General features: G+C 67.5%; 22 protein-coding genes and 1 pseudogene. 16 read left to right on the forward strand and 7 right to left on the reverse strand.

What is annotated here, in order from left to right; translation table 11 throughout:
• Positions 1-3 precede the first annotated feature (3 nt).
• The gene (locus ABZ824_RS23390; protein ID WP_356965350.1) at positions 4-2,037 is read right to left on the reverse strand and encodes a CocE/NonD family hydrolase; all 2,034 of its coding nucleotides are present in this window, start codon (positions 2,035-2,037) and stop codon (positions 4-6) included.
• A gap of 185 nt (positions 2,038-2,222) precedes the next feature.
• On the opposite strand from ABZ824_RS23390, the gene ABZ824_RS23395 reads away from it, so the two are divergent.
• The 5 genes from ABZ824_RS23395 (at position 2,223) to ABZ824_RS23415 (ending at position 6,298) form a co-directional block, all read left to right on the forward strand.
• On the forward strand, positions 2,223-3,119 hold the full coding sequence (locus ABZ824_RS23395) for a dienelactone hydrolase family protein (RefSeq protein WP_355076388.1): 897 nt from the start codon (positions 2,223-2,225) through the stop codon (positions 3,117-3,119).
• A gap of 113 nt (positions 3,120-3,232) precedes the next feature.
• A complete protein-coding gene (locus ABZ824_RS23400; protein ID WP_356965351.1) occupies positions 3,233-4,342 on the forward strand; it encodes a PQQ-dependent sugar dehydrogenase in 1,110 nt (369 codons plus the stop codon).
• Positions 4,343-4,423: 81 nt separating this feature from the next.
• Positions 4,424-4,870 (forward strand): MarR family transcriptional regulator, encoded by a 447-nt coding sequence (locus ABZ824_RS23405; RefSeq protein ID WP_355076391.1) that lies wholly within the window; start codon positions 4,424-4,426, stop codon positions 4,868-4,870.
• A 2-nt stretch (positions 4,871-4,872) separates the two neighbouring features.
• Positions 4,873-5,295, forward strand: coding sequence for an organic hydroperoxide resistance protein (locus ABZ824_RS23410; protein WP_355076393.1), 423 nt, complete (start codon positions 4,873-4,875; stop codon positions 5,293-5,295).
• Between the two features lie 16 nt (positions 5,296-5,311).
• The gene (locus ABZ824_RS23415) at positions 5,312-6,298 is read left to right on the forward strand and encodes a zinc-binding dehydrogenase (protein ID WP_356965352.1); all 987 of its coding nucleotides are present in this window, start codon (positions 5,312-5,314) and stop codon (positions 6,296-6,298) included.
• Here ABZ824_RS23415 and ABZ824_RS23420 read toward each other — a convergent pair.
• The gene (locus ABZ824_RS23420) at positions 6,286-7,845 is read right to left on the reverse strand and encodes an NAD(P)/FAD-dependent oxidoreductase (protein WP_356965353.1); all 1,560 of its coding nucleotides are present in this window, start codon (positions 7,843-7,845) and stop codon (positions 6,286-6,288) included. The genes ABZ824_RS23415 and ABZ824_RS23420 overlap by 13 nt on opposite strands.
• Before the next feature lie 79 nt (positions 7,846-7,924).
• Complete coding sequence (locus ABZ824_RS23425; protein ID WP_355076399.1) at positions 7,925-8,560, reverse strand: TetR/AcrR family transcriptional regulator C-terminal domain-containing protein; 636 nt, start codon at positions 8,558-8,560, stop codon at positions 7,925-7,927.
• 70 nt (positions 8,561-8,630) lie between these two features.
• Between ABZ824_RS23425 and ABZ824_RS23430 the strand changes: the two genes are divergently transcribed.
• On the forward strand, positions 8,631-9,590 hold the full coding sequence (locus ABZ824_RS23430; protein ID WP_356965354.1) for a zinc-binding alcohol dehydrogenase family protein: 960 nt from the start codon (positions 8,631-8,633) through the stop codon (positions 9,588-9,590).
• 126 nt (positions 9,591-9,716) lie between these two features.
• Here ABZ824_RS23430 and ABZ824_RS23435 read toward each other — a convergent pair whose 3' ends face one another.
• Positions 9,717-10,298 (reverse strand): TetR/AcrR family transcriptional regulator, encoded by a 582-nt coding sequence (locus tag ABZ824_RS23435; RefSeq protein ID WP_356965355.1) that lies wholly within the window; start codon positions 10,296-10,298, stop codon positions 9,717-9,719.
• Between the two features lie 82 nt (positions 10,299-10,380).
• On the opposite strand from ABZ824_RS23435, the gene ABZ824_RS23440 reads away from it, so the two are divergent.
• Together ABZ824_RS23440 and ABZ824_RS23445 are read left to right on the forward strand one after the other, a co-directional pair.
• Complete coding sequence (locus ABZ824_RS23440) at positions 10,381-11,643, forward strand: YbfB/YjiJ family MFS transporter (protein ID WP_356965356.1); 1,263 nt, start codon at positions 10,381-10,383, stop codon at positions 11,641-11,643.
• The gene (locus ABZ824_RS23445) at positions 11,549-12,193 is read left to right on the forward strand and encodes an alpha/beta hydrolase (RefSeq protein WP_356965578.1); all 645 of its coding nucleotides are present in this window, start codon (positions 11,549-11,551) and stop codon (positions 12,191-12,193) included. Before ABZ824_RS23440 ends, ABZ824_RS23445 begins: the two co-directional genes overlap by 95 nt.
• 74 nt (positions 12,194-12,267) lie before the next feature.
• Here the strand turns inward: ABZ824_RS23445 and ABZ824_RS23450 are convergent, their stop codons facing one another.
• Positions 12,268-13,095, reverse strand: a complete 828-nt coding sequence (locus ABZ824_RS23450; protein WP_356965357.1) for a methyltransferase domain-containing protein — start codon at positions 13,093-13,095, stop codon at positions 12,268-12,270.
• Between the two features lie 129 nt (positions 13,096-13,224).
• Here ABZ824_RS23450 and ABZ824_RS23455 point away from each other — a divergent pair, with 129 nt between their 5' ends.
• From ABZ824_RS23455 to ABZ824_RS23475, 5 genes are all read left to right on the forward strand, one after another.
• On the forward strand, positions 13,225-13,908 hold the full coding sequence (locus ABZ824_RS23455) for a 2-phosphosulfolactate phosphatase (RefSeq protein WP_356965358.1): 684 nt from the start codon (positions 13,225-13,227) through the stop codon (positions 13,906-13,908).
• Between the two features lie 52 nt (positions 13,909-13,960).
• Positions 13,961-14,422 (forward strand): VOC family protein, encoded by a 462-nt coding sequence (locus tag ABZ824_RS23460; protein ID WP_356965579.1) that lies wholly within the window; start codon positions 13,961-13,963, stop codon positions 14,420-14,422.
• A gap of 227 nt (positions 14,423-14,649) precedes the next feature.
• Positions 14,650-15,252, forward strand: coding sequence for a hypothetical protein (locus ABZ824_RS23465; protein ID WP_355076408.1), 603 nt, complete (start codon positions 14,650-14,652; stop codon positions 15,250-15,252).
• A gap of 348 nt (positions 15,253-15,600) precedes the next feature.
• Entirely contained in the window at positions 15,601-16,209 is a 609-nt protein-coding gene (locus ABZ824_RS23470) for a hypothetical protein (RefSeq protein ID WP_356965359.1), read from the forward strand.
• Between the two features lie 204 nt (positions 16,210-16,413).
• Positions 16,414-16,635 (forward strand): hypothetical protein, encoded by a 222-nt coding sequence (locus ABZ824_RS23475; RefSeq protein ID WP_039804574.1) that lies wholly within the window; start codon positions 16,414-16,416, stop codon positions 16,633-16,635.
• Between the two features lie 130 nt (positions 16,636-16,765).
• Here ABZ824_RS23475 and ABZ824_RS23480 read toward each other — a convergent pair whose 3' ends face one another.
• Entirely contained in the window at positions 16,766-17,680 is a 915-nt protein-coding gene (locus ABZ824_RS23480; protein ID WP_356965588.1) for a DNA-binding protein, read from the reverse strand.
• A gap of 27 nt (positions 17,681-17,707) precedes the next feature.
• Positions 17,708-17,896 (reverse strand): annotated as a pseudogene (locus ABZ824_RS23485) (helix-turn-helix transcriptional regulator); the annotation flags it as partial.
• A 296-nt stretch (positions 17,897-18,192) separates the two neighbouring features.
• On the opposite strand from ABZ824_RS23485, the gene ABZ824_RS23490 reads away from it, so the two are divergent.
• The 3 genes from ABZ824_RS23490 (at position 18,193) to ABZ824_RS23500 (ending at position 19,455) form a co-directional block, all read left to right on the forward strand.
• Positions 18,193-18,744, forward strand: coding sequence for a DNA-directed RNA polymerase subunit beta (locus ABZ824_RS23490; RefSeq protein ID WP_356965360.1), 552 nt, complete (start codon positions 18,193-18,195; stop codon positions 18,742-18,744).
• Positions 18,741-19,055 (forward strand): hypothetical protein, encoded by a 315-nt coding sequence (locus ABZ824_RS23495; RefSeq protein WP_355076414.1) that lies wholly within the window; start codon positions 18,741-18,743, stop codon positions 19,053-19,055. The genes ABZ824_RS23490 and ABZ824_RS23495 overlap by 4 nt, the downstream gene beginning before the upstream one ends.
• A gap of 247 nt (positions 19,056-19,302) precedes the next feature.
• Complete coding sequence (locus ABZ824_RS23500; RefSeq protein WP_356965361.1) at positions 19,303-19,455, forward strand: hypothetical protein; 153 nt, start codon at positions 19,303-19,305, stop codon at positions 19,453-19,455.
• Positions 19,456-19,478: the final 23 nt, after the last annotated feature.

The raw sequence follows: 19,478 nt of genomic DNA on the forward strand, positions 1-19,478 counted from the left end.
CGCTCAGTCCAGCGGACGGTTGGTCGGCACCACGACGAAGCTCGGCGCCGACGGGTCGAGCTTCAGGTGTTGCGGCTTCAGCTCGGTGTTGTTGAGCATCGGCCGGAAGGCCAGCGCCTTCGGCGAGTTACCCGCGAAGACGTCGATCCGCAGCCGGTGGCCGGGTTGCAGCACCGCTTGGGTGGGAATCACCGCGATGTCCAGCGCCACCGGCTCACCGGGCACGACCGGCCGCACGCTGTCCAAGGTGATCGGATTGAACGGTTCGGTCAGGTCGCCGGTCGGTGTGCGGCTGCTCTTCTGCTCGTCGACGGCGCGCAGCGATGCGGTCAGCTGCCCGGTGGACAGCACCTTCGAGCTCCCGTCGGGCGCGACGTCGTTCATGGTGACGCTCCAATAGCCGTCGGTGGCGTCGTGCACCGCGTTCAGATGCACGTTCACCGGCCCCGAGATGACGGTGGGCTCGGTCGTCGGCGCGCTGGTGAAGGTCAGCGCGTTGCGCTCGGCGATGCGTGAGTCCTTCGCGCACACGTCCAGCACCGCCGCCATCCCGGCCGAGCCCTGCGCGGTATCGCGGGAACACGCCGAGGCGACGCCCGGCGCCACCGTCAGCGTCTGCCGTTCGCCGGGAGCGGTCATCGTCAACGATCCGTCGTACACGGCCTTTCCGGCGGTGCCGCTCGGCTCGGCCGACAGATACACGCGGCGGTGGTTGAGATCTTTCTGCGGGAACTGGCCGAGGGAGATCCAGCCGCCGCCTTGTTCCCACACCGTGATCGGCCCGAAATCGCCCAAGCCGTGGTCGGTGTCCTTCAGCCACTTGTCGAACCAGATGCGCTGCAACACGTCCAGTCGCGGCGGCGCCCCCGGAATACCGGTTCCCGCACCGGGATTCGCGTGATAGGTGTCGCCGACGACCAATTGTTTCTGTCCCGCGGGCAGCGGAATCGCGTTGTACAGCTTCGTCGCGCTGTTGGCGAAGATGTCGTGCCAGCCGCCGTAGACGAAGGTGGGCACCGTGATGCGCTCGGGATGACCCTCGATGCCGCGCCGGAAATAGCTGTTCTCGTCCAGCGCGTCGGCCAGCGCGGGCGGCACGTGATCGAGCGACGGTGTAAGCAGCGCCTGGGCCAGCAGGTCCACGTTGCTGGCCGGATCGGACATCCGCTCCTGCAGCCACCCCCAGTCGAAGGTGCCCTTCAACATCGACTGCACGTCGGGAATCAGCTTCAGCTGGTTGACCGTGCTGAGCCACATCGGAAGGAACGTCGTCCCCACGCCGCCGCCCGGCGCGACGACGTCGCGCATGAGGTCGCTGCCCGGCTCCACCGGGAAGATCGCCCGCAACGGCGCGGGGGCGTTCTCGGCGGCGCGCAGCTGGTTGATTCCCGAATAGGAGCCGCCGCTCATCCCGACCCGGCCGTTCGACCAAGGCTGGGCCGCCGCCCACTCGATCACCTCGCGGGTGTCGAGCTGTTCCCGCTCGCCGAGGGTGTCCCATGCTCCCTGGGAGAAACCGGTACCTCGCACGTCGGCGACGACCTGCGTGTATCCGGCGCGGATCAGATCGCGATCCAGACCGAGCACCGTCTGCACGGTGCCGCCGTCGACCGCGTGCAGCAGATCGCCGAAACCACTGACCGGCGTGCGTGACAGATTCACGCGATTGACCAGCCGCACGGTCAACGGCTGCAACCCGGGCACCGCGAGCGCCGTGTCGATCAGGTTGGTCATGAGCTTGGTGTACGGCGTGAGGTTGACGATGGTCGGCAGCGGCTGCCGCTCCACCTCGCCGCCCTCCTTCACCGGCCGGTAGACGTTGGCCTTCAACACGACACCGTCGCTCATCCGGATCGGCACATCCCAGTCGATGTGCACGTCGGCATACGGCTGGGGACCGTCGTGTAACGCCGTCCACCGCACACTGTGGGCATCGACCGACGGCTCCGCGGCCGCGGGCACCGACACGAATCCCACGGTCGCCGTTACCGCGACCATGGCCATCGTCCGGATCGCCCTGATCGTCGTTCGTCTCACGCCACGCCCCGCTGCCATCTCGCTCCCTCGACCGGTGTGCGGACCGACCATCGATCGCCCGATTGGGCGACAACGTAGCAATCTTCCGGCGAATAACGCGGGAGGTGCGGTCGGGCCGGTTTGTCGCGAGCGAACAGACGGTGAATGCCGCGTCGCCACCGACGATGCGGCTTAGGGTGGGACACATGACGCCGCTGCAGCGCTACATCGCGGAGGAGATCGCGGCCGATCACGCCGACGGGCTGCTCACCCGGCGAGAGGCGGTGCGCAGGCTGGGGCTGCTCGGGCTCGGCGCCACGGCCGCCGCCACCCTGCTGGCCGCCTGCGCGAACTCCGACACCGGTATCACCGATTACTCGCCCTCGCCCACGTCGCCCCCGACGCCACCGGGATCCGCCACCGCTCTTCCGACGAGCGCCGTCACCTTCGCCGGCCCCCGCGGGACGCTGCAAGCCGCGTGGGCGGCGGCGCCGCAACCACGGGGCGGTGTGCTGGTGGTCCACGAGAACAAAGGTCTCACCGACCACATCCGTTCGGTGACAGGGCGTTTCGCGGGGGCTGGATATTCCGCGCTCGCGGTCGACCTGCTGTCCGCACGAGGCGGAACCGCGACGTTCGCCGATCCCGCCGAGGCGACCGCCGAGCTGAGCCGGATCCCGCAGGACCAGCTCGTCGCCGACTTGCGTGCCGGACTGGACGAACTGCAGCGGCGGGTCGAGGAAAAGAAGCTCGGCGCCACCGGTTTCTGCTTCGGCGGCGGCCTGACCTGGCTGCTGCTGGCCTCGGGCCCGTCCCAGTTGGCGGCGGCGACACCGTTCTACGGGCCGTTCCCGGACAACGGCGATCTGACCGCGTCGAAAGCCGCGGTGCTCGGCATCTACGCGGCGGCCGACGCCCGCGTGAACGCCTCCCGGGCCGCCGCGGAAGCGGCACTGGCCCGTTCGGGCAACCCGCATCAGATCTTCACCGCGCCCGATGCCGACCACGCCTTCTTCAACGACACCGGTCAGCGGTACAACGCGACGGCCGCCACCGAGGCTTGGCGGCGCGTATTGGACTGGTACGGAACGTATCTCGGCTGATGCGAACCGGATCGGGCCGTTCTCTCGGCGTCCGGAGCCTCTTCACAGGCCCGGATTCCGACCGGCGGTTCCGCTGGTCCGCCCGGCACGCGCACGCTTGCGACAGGAGGCTTGTGGCACCGAGACGGTGCCATACCCGCACGACCATCGCCGCACTCCTGCTCGGCGCGGCGCTGACTGCCTGCGGAAACGACAGCTCGACCGCACCGAGGAGCACGCCTCCGGCGACGCGCACCGCCGCGCCGAGCAATCCCGCCGGACGACCCGACCTCGACGCCGCCGAGGAAATCGCCGGTAACCTCGACGTGCCGTGGGGGCTGGCCTTCCTGCCCGACGGCGCGGCGCTGGTCGCCGAGCGGGACTCCGGACGGATCCTGCGTATCGGTACCGGCGGTGCGCCGCAACAGGTGTATCAGGTGCCGGGCGTGACCGCCCGGGGCGAAGGCGGACTGCTGGGGCTCGCCGTCGCGCCGGACTACGCCGAAAGTCGTTATGTCTATGCCTATTTCACCGCTGATACGGACAACCGGATCGTCCGGTTCCGGCTCGACGGCCCACCGGAGGTGCTGGTGGCCGGGATCGCGAAGGCCGGTAATCACAACGGCGGGCGAATCGCGTTCGGTCCGGACGGCATGCTCTACGCCGGGACCGGCGACGCCGGGCAATCCGGACGATCGCAGGATCCGGCGAATCTCAACGGGAAGATCCTCCGTGTGACGCCCGAAGGCCGCCCGGCTCCGGGCAATCCGTATCCCGGCTCGCCGGTCTACAGTCTCGGCCACCGCAATGTGCAGGGTCTGGCATGGGACCGCGACGGGCGATTGTTCGCGGCGGAATTCGGGCAAGACCGGTTCGACGAGATCAATCTGATCGAGCCCGGCCACAACTACGGCTGGCCCGAGGTCGAGGGGTCGGGCGGCGCCGACCGCGGCTTCACCGATCCGCTGCTGACCTGGACCACCGCGGAAGCCTCACCGTCGGGGATCGCCATCGCCGGGGACACCCTGTACGTCGCCGCGCTGCGCGGCCGTCGGCTGTGGACCGTGCCGCTCGCGGACGGCCGCACCGGTGCACCCCGTGCCGAATTGCGCGACCGGTACGGCCGGTTGCGCACGGTGGCGGTCGCGCCGGACGGAGCGTTGTGGCTCACCACCTCCAACACCGACGGTCGGGGCGAACCGGCCAGCGGTGACGACCGCGCCCTTCGCTTCCCGGCCCGCTGAGCCTCGCCGGCGGTCGCGGTGTGACGAGCACCACGGACACTTATGTTGTGCACAACTGAATTGCTCACTACATTATTGCTCATGACCGATCACCTCACCCTCGACGAGCAGCTCTGCTTCCCGCTCTACGCGGCGTCCCGGGCGATGACCGCGGTCTACCGCCCGAAGCTGGAACGGCTCGGGCTCACCTACCCGCAGTACCTGGTGATGCTCGCGCTGTGGGAGCGCGACGAACGCAGCGTCGGCGACGTCTGCCATGCGCTCGACCTGGATTCCGGCACGCTTTCCCCGCTGCTCAAGCGGCTGGAGGCCGGGGGCCTCGTGGAGCGGCGGCGGTCGGCGTCCGACGAACGCCGCGTCGACATCCGGCTCACCGACCGAGGACGCGCCCTGCGCGCCGAGGCGGGCGACATCCCGGCCCAGATGGGCGAGGCCAGCGGCTTGTCCATGGACGACATCGCCGCATTGCGCGACATCCTGCGCCGACTGACCGATTCGCTGAAATCTCAGCTGAACGAAGGAGAATAGACATGCCGATCCTCTACACCGCCGAGGCCCTGGCCAGCGGCGACGGACGCAACGGCCGCGCACGCACCACCGACGGCAAGCTCGACCTGAATCTGTCGGCTCCCAAGGAACTGGGCGGCGACGGCGAGGGCACCAATCCCGAGCAGCTGTTCGCGGCCGGGTACGCGGCCTGCTTCCATTCGGCGCTGCGCCTGGTCGGCAAGCAGGTGAAGGCGAACATCGACGACTCCGCGGTCGGCGCCAAGGTCGGGATCGGGCCGAACGACGCGGGCGGCTTCGGCCTTGCGGTTACCCTGGAGGTATCGCTCCCCCATCTGTCCAGGGAGGACGCGCAAGCGCTCGCTGACAAAGCACACCAGGTCTGCCCGTATTCCAACGCGACCCGCGGCAACATCGACGTCCAGGTCCTCGTAGCCGAGGACTGATCGAGAAGGAGCGGATATGCGTGCCGTAGTCATCGAACGGTTCGGTGAACCGAAGGATGTACTGACCACCGCCGAACGCCCGGTCCCCGAGCCCGGCCCGGGCGAAGTGCGACTCGCGCTGATCCTGTCACCGATCCACAATCACGATCTGGCCATCGTGCGTGGCGTGTACGGCTACCGGCCCGAGCTGCCCGCTATCCCGGGTAGCGAGGCGGTCGCGCGGGTAGACGCGGTGGGTCCCGGCGTCACCGACATGTCGGTCGGACGGCGCGTGACGGTGTCCGGTGCGATCAATGTGTGGGCCGACTACTTCGTGGTCCCGGCCCGCCAGGTCATCCCGTTGCCCGACACGGTCTCCGACGAGACCGCGGCCCAACTGCTGGCCATGCCGTTGAGCGCGCTGATGCTCATCGAGGACCTCGGGCTGCGGTCCGGCGAGTGGCTGGCGATCAACGCCGCCAACGGCGCGGTCGGCAGGCTCGTCAACGTCTTCGCCCGGCAGCGCGGTCTGCGCGTGCTGAATCTCGTTCGCGGCCCGGGCTCCGTCGCGGCGCTGCGGGAACTCGGCTACGAGCCGGTGCTCGACACCGAGAGCGAGGGCTGGCGTGACCAAGTGGACGCCGCCACCTCCGGTGCGCCGATCGTCCGGGCCGTCGATCAAGTAGGCGGTCGCGCCGCGGCCGACGAACTGGCGTTGCTCGCGCCCGGCGGTCAGCTGATCTCCTTCGGCGCGCTCTCGGGCAAGCCGCTGACGCTCGATCCGGGCAGTCTCATCTTCGGCCAGGCCGTGGTCAAGGGCTTCTGGGGCTCCAAGCGGATCGAGGAGATCGGCGCGGACCAGCGCGGACGGCTGATCAGCGAACTGATCGATCTCGCCGCTCGCGGTGAGCTGCGGCTGGACATCGAAGCCGCCTACCCGCTCGAGGCCGCGGCGGACGCCGCCGTCGCCACCGAGACGCCGGGCCGCGCCGCCAAGATCGCGCTGCGGGGTCAGCCCGCCTGACCGGCGTTCAGCACGGCCATCGCGGCATTGTGCCCGGGAATGCCGCTGACGCCGCCGCCCCGGATGGCGCCCGCACCGCACAGGAACACGTTGCGGTGGCCGGTCGCCACGCCCCACCGGGCGCCGGGGTCGGCCGGGTCGGCGTCCTCGGGGAGGTAGGGGAAGGCCAGGTCCCGGTGGAAGATGTGTCCACCGGGCAGGCCGACCTCACCCTCGAGTTCGATCGGCGTCTTCGCCTCCAGGCAGGGCGCGCCGTTCTCGTCTCTCGCCAAACAGTCCGCGATCGGTTCGGCGAGCACCGAATCGAGTTGCGCCAAGGTCGCTTTCACGAACTCTTCTTTCGCCGACGCGTGGTCGGCGGCGAAGAGTTTCGCGCGAGCGTGCAGTCCGAACAGGGTGAGCGTATGCGCACCCTGCTCAGCCAGATCCGGTGCCAGAATCGTCGGATCGGTCAATGTGTGGCAATAGATTTCGGCGGGCGGCGCGGACGGAATGCGGCCGATCGCGGCCTCGCCGTAGGCGCGGTCGAGTTGGGCGTACGACTCGCCGATGTGGAAAGTACCGGCGAATGCTTCCCGTGGCTCGACTTCGGCGTCGCGCAATCGCGGGAGGCGGCGCAGCAGCATATTGATCTTCAACTGCGCACCCTCGGGCTTCGGTGGCAGCGGCTCGCCGAGCAGCCCGGCGAGCGTATACGGCGCGACGTTCGCCAGGACGTGGCGCGCTCCGATCTTTTCTTCTTCGTATCCGACTTCCGCTGTGTCGCCGTCGGTTTCGATGCTCGTCACCGTGCAGTCGGTGACGATCTCCGCGCCCGCTTCGCGCGCGGCCGTGGCCAGTGCGTCGGTGAGCGCGCCCATGCCGCCGATCGGCACGTCCCAGTCGCCGGTGCCGCCGCCGATCACGTGGTACAGGAAGCAGCGATTCTGCCGCAGCGACGGATCGTGCGCATGGGTGAACGTGCCGATCAGCGCATCGGTGAGCACCACGCCGCGCACCGTGTCGTCGGCGAAGGTCGACTCGATCATCTCACCGAGCGGCCGCTCGAACAGCGCTTCCCAGGTGGCCGCGTCGTCCACGATGTGCCGTAACGCCTCCTTCGACACCAGTGGCATGGTCAGCGTCGGAAAGACCCGCCGGGCCAACTCCCCCATATTCGCGTAGAACCGCTGCCATGCGCGGAATTCCGTATCCGAGCCGGTCAGCCGCGTGAAACTCGCCTCCGTCCTGGCCTGCGCCGACGAGACCAGCAGACCGCCCTCCCGTACCGGCGTGTAGGACGAGACCTCCCGCCGCCGCGTCTCGAACCGCAAGCCCAAGTCCGTCACGATCGACCACGGCAACAGGCTCACCAAATACGAGTACCGCGACAACCGCGCGTCGACGCCCGCGAACACCCGCTCCGATACCGCCGCCCCGCCGGTATGCGGCTGCCGTTCGAGCACCAGCACCGACCGCCCGGCCCGAGCCAGATACGCGGCGGCCACCAACCCGTTGTGCCCGCCACCGACGATCACGACATCGTAGGAAGAGCGCGTCGGCGTCATGGATTCTCGATAGCACGAATCGGCGTCGGGCGACAGCGTCCACGCCTACCGCCAATGCGTGGCGATCCGGCCGGGGCCGTCAGCGCAGTCGGGCCGCGAGCCCGTCGAGGACGACGCCGAGTTGCCGTTCGAACCTGCTGTCACCGTCGTCGCGGAGGTGCCCGGCGGCCTTGACCAGTTCGGCGCCTTCACCCAGCCACTCATCACGTTCGGCGAGCGAGTACCGCGCCGGGTCGACGTCGGCCGACTGGCTGCGCTCCTGTTCCTCGATAACGAAGCCGACGACGTACGCGGTGACCAGGTCGAGCGCATCGTCCGCCTCCGCCAGTGCGAACCCAGCCGCGGTCAAGCGCGCGAGCCAGGATTCCTTCGCCCGCACCACTTCGGGGTCGGAGAAGCGCGTGCCGCTGAAGATGCGCGCGCCGTCCCGGTGGCGCAGGTATTCCGCACGCAAGACGCGGGCGTAGGCGGCGACGTCGTCGCGCCAGTCGGCGCCGGAAGCGATCGCCGAGAGGGCGTCGGTGACGCGGCGCATCACGAACGTGCTCATCTCGTCGAGCAGTTCCTGCTTGTCACGGACGTGCCAATACAGCGCTGGGGCCTTCACCTGGAGCCGGGAAGCGAGCGCACGGACGGTGAGCGCATCCATGCCCTTCTCGTCGAGCAGCTCGAGTGCCGCCGCCACGATCCGTTCCCGGGTGATGCCCTTTGCCACGGTTGACACCTTAACAAAGTTCAGGAAAGGTGGGTGATGCGGTTGATCTAACTTAGTTAAGGAGCTTGTCATGCGTGCTGCAGTCGTCGACACCGCAGGAGCGACACCGGTCTGCGCGGACTTCCCCGACCCGGAACAGCGGCCGGGCCGGGCGCCGCTGAGACTCGTCGGCGCGGGCCTGCACCACGTCGTCCGCGGGCTGGCATCCGGCCGGCATTACGGCAGCGACCATGCCTACCCCCTCGTGCCGGGCGTCGACGCCGTGGCCAGGACCGACGACGGGCGGCTGGTCTACACGGGCCTCGCCCGGTCGCCGTGGGGAACGATGGCCGAATGGCTGGTCACCCCGTTCGAGGTGGAGCTGCCCGCCGGGGCCGATCCGCTCGCGACCGCCGCAGGCGTGAACCCCGCCTTGTCGGGCTGGATGCCCCTGACCACCCACCGCAAGAAGACAGGCGAACTCGGCACCGTGCTGGTACTCGGGGCCACCGGCATGTCCGGCAGCCTGGCCGTGCGAGCGGCGATGTCTCTCGGCGCGAAACAGGTCATCGCGGCCGGGCGCGATCACGAGGCGCTGGAACGACTGCGCGGCCTCGGCGCCGTCACCGTTCCGCTCGCGGCCGCCACACCCGACGCGGGGGCGGCCACCTTCGCCGCCGTTGTCGCCGAGGCGCAGCCCACGCTGGTGCTCGACTTCTTGTGGGGTCCCGTCGCCGAGGCCACCTTCGCCGCACTGGCGAAGGGCGGCATGGACGACGACGGCACGGCGATCGACTACGTGCAGATCGGCTCGCTCGCCGGAGCCGACGCGGCGTTGCCCGCGGCTCTTCTGCGCAGCAGACGGATCCGGATCAGCGGCAGCGGCGCGGGCTCGGTTTCGAAGGCCGCGATGATCGCCGAGCTGCCCGAGGTCCTCGCCAGGTTCGCCGACGGCACCTTCGACGCGCCGTACACCGACTACCCACTCAGCCGCGTCGCCGAGGCCTGGGCGCATCAAGGGCGCACCCGCGCCGTCGTCGTCCCGGACTGACCGGACCCGGCGCGAGAAGGGAGGAAACGGGCAGACACGGCTCGATGTCGCGGTTGGCCGCCGGGATGTCGCTCGACTGCGGGAATGCCTTGCGGTCCTCAGCTATCGGCCGAGTACAGGACTCGGTCAGATAGCCGCGGTGAGCAGGGCCACCGCGGCCGCGCGAGCATGCCCGCCTACACCGGCCGGATCATGCATCGCCGCGACGACGGTCGCGCCCTCCACCAGCATGAGCAGCTGACGGCCCAGCACGGCGGGATCCTCTGCTCCGGCGCGGGCGGCGATGCCGGTGAAGAGGTCGAGATAGCGCTGCAGGTGCCGCGCGGTGATGGTCCGCACCTCGTCGTCGTAGTGCTGGGCCGACGCGTTCACCATGGCGCAGCCGCGAAAGGCCGGTTGTGCGTACCACTCGCCGAGCGCGTCGAAGACCGCGCCCAACTGCTCGGCGGGGTCGTCGCCAGCCGACTCCACCGCACTCGCCAGCCACCCACCCACCTTTTCACTGCGCGACTCCAGCATCGCTCGCACGAGCCCGTCTTTGGTGCCGAAGTGGCGATACAGGGTCTCCTTGGACACCCCGAGCCGCGCGCACAGTTCGGCTACACCGATTCCGTCGAGGCCGCGCTCGTACAGCAGCGGTTCCGCCGCTTCGAGGATGGCGGCGCGGGTGCGCGCCGGGTCTATCGTCGAGCCTTTGGCCACGGGCATACATAGATGGTAACGGCTGGTTCGATCATCTGCTAGCATCCAAGGTCGTACCGATCGGTTCGACCTTGGAAGGCCCGCGTTCATGACCCCGATATGGCAAGCCGCGCGCCTCGCCCTCGGCACCGCGTCGGCATTGGGTTTCGGACGGTTCGCATACGGCTTGCTGTTACCCGCCATGCGAAGCGATCTCGGCTGGAACCTGGCCGATGCCGGAATGCTCAGCACCGCAAACGGACTGGGCTATCTCGTCGGCGCCGTGGCGACACCCGCAGTGGTTCGCCGCCTTGGCGCGGCAGCCGCGTTCCGCACCGGGATGACGCTGACCGCAACGGCGTTGACGTCCACCGCCGTCGGCAATGACCATCTCTTCCTGCTCGCGACCAGAGCCGTGGCCGGGGCGGCGGGTGCGGTCGTCTTCATCACCGGCGGCGTCATCGCCTCGCATATCGCCACGCACGCGTCATCCGGCACGCCCATCGCCGTCTACTTCGCGGGCACCGGGGTCGGCATAGTGCTCAGCGGCACAACCGTACCGCTGGCGGGGGGTCACTGGCGGATGGCGTGGGTCGGCCTGGGTATCGCCGCAGGCCTTGCGGCCCTGGCGAGTTGGACCGCCACCCGCGTCGACTCACCGGCTCCGAAAGTGGCCGGACACGCGCACTTGCGGCCACTGTGGCCAACAGCGCTCGCGTATCTGCTGTTCGCGGGTGGATACATCACCTACATCACTTTCCTGTCCGCCTACCTGGCCGATCGGCACGCCTCGACGCTCGAGGTGATGTCGGCCTGGACCGCGATGGGACTCGCCGTCATCGCGGCACCTGTTCTGTGGAGCCGCCCCATCAGCCGCTGGCCCGGAAGCAGAGCGCTGTGCGTCCTGCTCGCCGTCTTGGGCGCGGGCGCGGCACTGGCGCTGGTCACTCCCGCACCGCCGGTCCTACTCGCCTCCACCGTCGTCTACGGGGCGACCTTCATGAGCGTCCCCGCGGCGGTCACAGCCTCGGTCAAGAACAACACCGCGCCGGTCGATTGGACCGCGACGCTGGCGGCCTTCACGACGGTGTTCGCCGTCGGGCAAACCGCAGGGCCGTGGATCGCCGGGACTCTCGCGGATCACACGTCCACCAACGCCGCACTCGCCTGCACAGCGATCGCATGCATCGCCGCGTCGGCGAGCGCCGCCATCCCACCCCCTCACTCCCCCGACCAGAAGGAGAACGACAATGACGAATTTCGTCCTGATCCCCGGCATGTGCCACGGCGGCTGGTGCTTCGAGCAGCTCACCGAGCAGCTGCGCACGCGCGGCCATCGCGTGTTTCCGCTGACCCTCACCGGGGTCGGTGAGCGCGTTCATCTGCGCCACGGCGTGAATCTGGACACTCACATCCAGGACGTCACCGCGGTGCTTGCGGCCGAGCACATCACCGATGCCGTCCTGGTGGGACACAGCTACGGCGGCATGGTGATCACCGGCGCCGCCGATCGCGCGGCGGCCCGGGTGGGCGCACTGGTGTACCTCGACGCCGTGGTTCCCGGGCACGGGGACTCCTGCTTCACACTGGTTTCCGAGGAAGAGCAGCGGTGGTACCTCGACGTGGTCGACACCGGCGACGCGGTCCGCCCGCTGCCCTTCTTCGATCCGCGAGCCACAGCGCACCCGCTCGCGTCGGTTCTCCAACCACTCACGCTCACCGGGGATCTCGGCCACATCCGGCGCAGGGATTACGTCTACGCGGCCGGATGGGAAACACCCTCACCGTTCACCGCCACCTACCAGCGATTGCGGGACGACGCCGGGTGGACGACGCACGCGCTCGACGGCGGACACAACCTGATGCGCGACGCTCCCGAAGACCTGCTGCGCATACTGCTCGACGTCGCCGAATCGCACTGACGTCCAAGCGATCCAATCGGTCGGCCTCGGCCTGCGCCATCCCCGGCCGGACCGCCCCCGACCGGTCCCCGACCTCACTCGAGGCGCTGTCCGACACGCAGGACACTCAGATAACGGCGTGACGCCCGGTCGCCCATCCGTGTACGGATGCGCTCGGCGACGGCATCGAGCAGGGGCTCACGGACGTCGCGGGCAAGCCTGCGATACAGCGACGTCGAGCGAAGGAGATCGGCGAAGCCGTCCCCGTCGAACCACTGAACGGTTGGGTACCAACGCACGATCGTCGGGCCGAACAATGCTCCCGGATCCTCCACCATGCCCCAACCCTCGCCGGTGGCGCGCACGTCATCCTCCAGTGGCGGATGACCCCAGCCGGGGTTGCCGGGGTAGAACCGCTCGTGCAGATCGGCGGTCTCGGCGTAGACCTCCGGCTCGCCCGGCCTGCGGACGACGACGTTGCCGAGCAGCGCCATCCAGCCTCCGGGACAGAGCACGTCGTGGGCTCGCCGCCAGCCGATCGACGGGTCCACCCAATGCCACGACGACGCGGCCACGAGGGCGTCGAAGCGTCGGCCACGGTCGTCCCACTCCTCGAACGTCGACGTCTCGACTTCGATGTTGTGCAAACCAGCGATCCGCCGCCGAGCGAATGCGGCCATGTCCGGGCCCGGCTCGATCGCGGTCACCGAGCAGCCGAGCGCTGCCAGCGAGCGCGTCGCCTGACCGGTACCGCAGCCCACCTCCAGCACCGCCGACCTATCGGTCACGCCGGTGATATCGCAGAAATCCGCGAACAGCTCGTCAGGGTATCCCGGCCGGACTCGGTCATAGAGCTGCGGCACCTCGTTGAACACTCGGCCGAGGTCGTGTCGATTCGGGTCCGTCTTCCGATCGTCGGTCACGAACGGACAAGCTACGAGGCTCGCCCACCCCGTCGCCACCGGTTTACCGGCAGCCGATGACGCGTTACGTCGTTCCTGGCCAACGCGCGCTCACGTCGGTGACCGATCCTTCTCATGCACGATGTGTGCGTGCGTTTCACTTTCACCGGCGTGGCGCAGTTGAGTGCCGTGCCCCGAGTAGCTGTCGTCATCGATGTGATGCGCGCGTTCACCACAGCGGCGTACGCCCTTGCGGGTTCCGCCGACCGGATCGTCTTCGCCGACACCGACGACGCGGCATTGGAACTGAAGGCGCGCCACCCGGATTGGCTCGCTGTGCGTGACGGCGCACCGGCGCCGGGGTTCGATCTGTCGAACTCGCCCCGACAGCTCAGCACACAGGATCTGCGAGGCCGCACCCTGGTGATGAAGACCACCGCGGGTACCGCGGGCGCGCTGGGCGTCGCCGACGCCGACGTGGTTCTGTGCGCGAGTTTCGTTGTCGCGCAAGCGACCGCGAGACACCTGCGGAAGCTGGCACCCGAGCACGTCGTCTTCGTGATCACCGGAGACAACGGAAGCGCCGAAGAAGATTCGGCGTGCGCGCAATACATCGCCGCGTTGCTCACGGCCGACGACGTCGATCCGCGTCCGTTCACGAAACGAGCCCTGCACTCGACCGCCGCGAGGCAGCTGATGGAAGGCGTGGACAAGGGATACCGAGGAGTTCATCCTGACGACGTACAGCTATGCCTGGAGGTCGACACTTACGCATTCGCGATGACCGCGACCAACGACATATGGGGGATGACTCTGGGCGTCGAGGAGCCCTGATCCAACGTCGACGGTGACGCTCCTCACGCTTCAAGCGATGTCTGGGATCTCGATGCCCGGCACACGCCCTTATGGTGGACCGGCATCGGTCAAGCAGGTCCAAGTCACCTTCGACTGCGCAGAACCCGAGCGCGTCGCTCGCTTCTGGTGCGAGGTGTTGGGCTACGTTGTACCGCCGCCACCAGAGGGGTTCGCTACGTGGGAGGATTTCGGTCGCTCGCGGCCGCCTCAGTTTCAGGGTTCGTCGTTCGCCTGCGTCGATCCCTCGGGAGTGGGCCCTCGGCTGTACTTCCAGCGCGTTCCCGAAGGGAAGGTCGTCAAGAATCGAGTGCATCTCGATGTGCGGGTCGGCACCGGCCTCGTGGGTGAACAGCGCCTCGCCATACTCGAAGCCGAGTGCGCACGACTTATCGCCCTCGGCGCGATACGCGTGCGGCTACTTTCCGCCGATGACCACAACGAGTCGTGCATCGTGATGCAAGACATCGAGGGCAACGAGTTCTGTCTCGACTGAGAGACGCGATCCCGGTACTACCCGCTGAATGCAGAAGGAACAACATCAGGCGGAGCACTTGTCGCCTCCAGCTTCGCCGCTGTTGCATTCTCCACGCTTTGGCCGCAAGGCACCCAAGCGCATTAGCTTTGCTTACGAACGACTTCGGGCGCGGAATTTTGAAACACCACAGGTGGTTCGTTCGATGAGACGATTATGTTGCCGGGGCGGCTGCGGAGGAAGCTGACATGATCGACGGAATGGCCGTTGCCACTCACCTGGCTGTGGCACTGGGGGCAACGGGCGGACGGCCCGTGGACCGATCGGTGGATCAAGGATTGACCGCGCTCACCGGTGTGGTCACACGCGGGCTCGGACGACGCGCACTAGATGACCTCGACCAGAACCCGCACAGCATGGCAGCACGCCGCCAACTCGCCGCCGAGATCGAACGCGCGGCAGCCGCCGACACGGAATTCGCCCGCGAACTCGCCGCCCTGCAAGCCACGCTCGGCAGGCTGAACGGCGGAACCGTGATCAACACCGCGACCCACGGCAGCCGGATCGTCACCGGCAGCAAAGGCATCACGGCTGGTGGCAGCATTCACAACACCACATACGACATCGCGTCGGATGAGGATCTGTCCCGAGCTCCGGTCTGGACGAAGGCACTGTTGTGGATCGGCTTGGTGTTCGTCGGTATCGGCTTCGTCGGTGGCCTGATCGGCATGTCTCGAGGCGCGTCGGTGTCGGGGCAATTCAACTTGCTGCCGTTCTTCCTCATCGGCGGTGTCCTCATGACCTTCGCCGAGCTCGGCGCGAGAACGTCGACACCTCGACGCCGCCGGTAGGTCGGAAGCAGTTCGCCCGCTCGGTCGCCTTGCGGTGGTACAGCCAGGTCGTCACCCCGACGAGTGAGATCCGCAGGAGAATTCAGAGCTTTTCGGATGTGCGGCGGTTTACTGGAAAACAGCTGGATCAAGGCCTCTTCCGCCCGTCGGATCAAAACATGCTGCGGTTTTATGGGTTTTCGATATCCACCCGCGCGATCATGCCCAACTCCTGGCATGCAGACCGCTACCTCGAGGGTCGTACCAGAAATCAGTGAGATGAATTTTCAGTCGGAATGTGTGAAACAACGCCGGTGGCTCGTTCGATGAGATGGTTATGCTGCCGGGGCGGCTGTGGAGGAGACTGACATGATCGACGGAATGGTCGTTGCCGCATATGTGGCCGCGGCGCTGGGGGCGGCGGGCGGACGGGCCGTGGACCGATCACTGGATCAAGGACTGACCGCGCTGACCGGCATGGTCACACGCAGGCTCGGACGACGCGCACTCGACGACCTCGACCGAAACCCGACGAGCATGGCAGCACGCCGCCAACTCGCCGACGAGATCGAACGCGCGGCATCCGCCGACGCGGAATTCGCCCGCGAACTCGCCGAACTCCGAGACCAACTGGACAGGATGAACGGCCGGACCATCATCAACACCGCGACCCACGGCAGCCGGATCGTCACCGGCGGGGACGGCATGACCGCTGGAGACGACATCCATAACACCACCTACGATTCCCCGGCCCCAGGGGATCTGTCGGGGGCACCTCTGTGGAGCAGAGTCCTGATCTGGATCGGCACAACTGTCGGAGTGATCGGCTGGGCCATCGCCGGGATCGCGATTGCTCAGCACACACCGGGGCACATGAACGATGCCACAAACGGATTCGTGGTCTTCATGATCGGAGTCGGCATCGCGCTGGTGGGCCAATACGGCGCGAGCACGTCGACACCTCGACGACGGCGGTGACGCCAGCCCATCGCCCCACCTACGAATGATGGACCCGGCCACCTCCTCACCGCGGGCCACGGACGATAGAGCGAATACGTGCGGAGGCCACGACCAAGGCTGATGCGGCATTGCGTTCGGCTGTGCTATGTTGGGTCTCGCGGCCGTCGAAGATCAAGTTCCGACAACGCATTCGAGGTGGGGGTAATGAAATCAGTATTTCGAATGGGCATCGTCGCCGTCGCGGTAGGCATCGGCTCCGTCGTGATCGCCGGACCAGCCCAGGCCGACGTCTGGCGTGACGCGGTATGCGGCCACGGGTATCACTACGGCCAGAAAGTCGATATCCACGGCCAGCAGTGGAAGATCGAAGGCGAACGAGGCAACGGCGCAGGATATATCCTGAGCGATAAGTACGGTCGGACAAACCAGGTCGACTGCTCGTAGGCACTCACGACCACGTTCGTCAGTTGAGGCGGCACTTTCGGATTCTCCCGAAAGTGCCGCTTCATCAATGGCAACCTACGAACGGAAAACGACACGTCGAGAGCACGCGGAGCGCTCCCTGTGCGTAGGTTCAGACTGCATCATTGCTCGACCCGGCGATCTCGTCCATCAGCATCCGCAGGGTCAGGGAATGTTTCTCGGGCGGAAGGGCCTCCATCGCGCTGCGTGCGGTCCGAATTCCTTCGGTTCGATCACCTGCTCTGACCAGCATCAGACCGCGGTGCATCTCCAGATGCGTTGCGAAGCGCGGCAACTCGGCCGGAAGCTCCGTTCGGGCCTGCTCTTGTGCGGCGACCGCCAATTTCTCATCGCCGAGGCGCGCGGCGAGCAGGGACAGGAACACATTCATGCGCCACCACGGAACGGCGTAGTCGGAGGTCTGCTCGTAGGACCCGGACTTGTCGAACACCCGGCGCCCCTCTTCGACAAGGGCGCGCCCCGTCTCGCCATCGCCGCGCAGCACTGCGGCGTGCGCCTTGCCCATGATCGCGTTGAGACGACCCAAGCTCGGCTTGCCCGACAGCGCGAGCGCCTGGTCGGCGAAAAGATCGGCGACTCCTAATGCCGCACCCTCGTAGCCGAGGGCGATGGCCGCACGCCCCCGCACCCACACGCGGGTCTGCTCATCCTCGGAGCGGTCCGCTGCCTCGGCGGCCATCCGGTACCAGGTGACCGCCTTGGTGCCGTCCGATCCCGGAAACGTCTTCGCGTACAGCGTCATCAGCCGGGCGGCAGTTCCCCACATCTGCGGACTGTCCAACTGCTGTTGCAGTATCGCCAGGTCGATGGCCAAGCGCCGCTGAATGTCCGCCGCACCGAGTGACATGTAATCGGTACCGTAAGCGCTGAGCTTTTCCTGCCATGCCTCGATACTGGGCCCGGCGTGATCCAGCCGTGCCGAGAAACCGGCTGCCAGCAGATCGGATGCCACTATCGGCGCGATGCTGGTCGCTGCCACCTGAGCCAGGAACTTTCGTCTGTTCATGCCATCGTCCTCGAAAACAGCCAGAGGCACGTCCAGCACCGCCGATAGGTGGCGTAGCCAATACCGGCTGGGCACCGTGTCTCCGTTCTCCCAACGCCTCGAGATGTATTCCCGAGAAATATTCGCCCCCGAATGAGCCGCCAACTCGTCCGCCAGCCGGCCCTGCGACCATCCCCGGGCTTTCCGGAGTTCGCGGATCAACTCGCCCACACCCATAGGCCGATCATCTCCTGGTTCCACATCGCGCGGAAGGATTTACAGCACCTAAGACTCCATCTGCCACTACCGATGCCACTATTACGAGCCAGCGAGTCGCCGCCGCGTAGTGACCCCGGGCACAATGCCACTCCCTAGTGCCACTGCACGGGCGCGGCTCGATGCGTGACCCTCGATTCAGCCCCGACACCGGGTGCCGCCGGGTTGATCCGGCCCAGTCGATTGCCCGACGCGCAGTTGGCGGTTCAGCCTCGGCGTCGGGTGCACACCAATCGTTCGAGCGAGGGGAGACGCTTGTGCCCGTACCGAATCGAGCCGGGGACACACCGTTGGCGGTGTGCCATTTCTACCGCCAGGTGTGTGACTTGCCCGCCGAGGTGGACCCGCCCCATCTAGGGCGGATCATCTTGCGGGTAGGTCGGATGCGCGGGTTGATGATGCCCGCGTTCATCGGTTCGGAAGTCAAAGCTTGGATGCACCGCGCTGGTCACCGGGGTGGGCCGGTGTTGACGCATCCTCGGTCCCAGCGCTGGACATTTTTGACCGATCCCGACCTGCCCGAGGACATTCGGTTGTTCGCGGAGATGTCGCGGTTCAGTGTGTCCATTGTGAGCGGTGGAACCATCGCGTTGCCCGGTCCCGGTCAGCGTCCCGGCCTGTTCCGGGCATGGGTGCACTCGCCGTGCGACGCCTACCGGCCCACCGGCCGGATCGTGGTCGAAGCGATACGGGGATGCGCCGCTGAGCACACGCGGCGACGTCAGCGGGTGGGGTGGCAGATGCCTGACGACATCAGCGCCGCGAGTCGGGTTCTCGTGCCGGATCGACCACCGCGGCTCTCCCGGTGAGCGGCGATCAGGAGGCCGAGCGCTCCGCCGCCGAACTCGATGTACTCACCGAGGTGATCGGCACGCTGGTGACCACCACCGCGGACGCGGTACGTGACGGGATGACCGAGGCCGCCCGCGCCCATGTGATGGCGAAGGTGATCTATGTCCTGATCACCAGCGCCCGCACCGCCGCAGCGCCCCACACCGGGCGGCTGTATGCCGCCGCGGTGCTCGATCCGATCATCGAGAACACCTCAGCCGCTGACGAGATCACCTTGCTGGATCTGCTGATACCCGCGCTCATCGGCCAGCACGTCGGCGGTATCTGAACGGAACTGACCGCCTCTCGTACGCTGCGCTCCTCTCGGGAAGGAGCGCAAACGTCGGGGCATCCAGGGACTCCGCATAAGCGGGTCTCCACATTGGTGTGCCCAAACCGACTCGTCACCAGCATGGTTCTGGCCACCAAAGCTTTTCGTCACCGCGGCCGACGATTCGGCCCACCCGACCCGGGCTACGAACCGGTCGCCGCGACCGCACGAGCCGGACGTCCACCTGATGATCTCGCGCCGGGGGATGCGGTTCGACTTCACCGTACGCCTTTCGGCGGCTTTGGTTTTCGTGCACGAGCACCAGACCCACCGCTATGCCGACGATGTGACCGTCGATCTGCGCGATACCTCTACCTATCCGCGCCTGCCGAACGAGCGCTTGTACCTCCAACCGTGACCGCGCGCCGGTACGGAGACGGC

The organism is Nocardia sp. NPDC047038 (assembly GCF_040644075.1).
Lineage (GTDB): Bacteria > Actinomycetota > Actinomycetes > Mycobacteriales > Mycobacteriaceae > Nocardia > Nocardia sichangensis.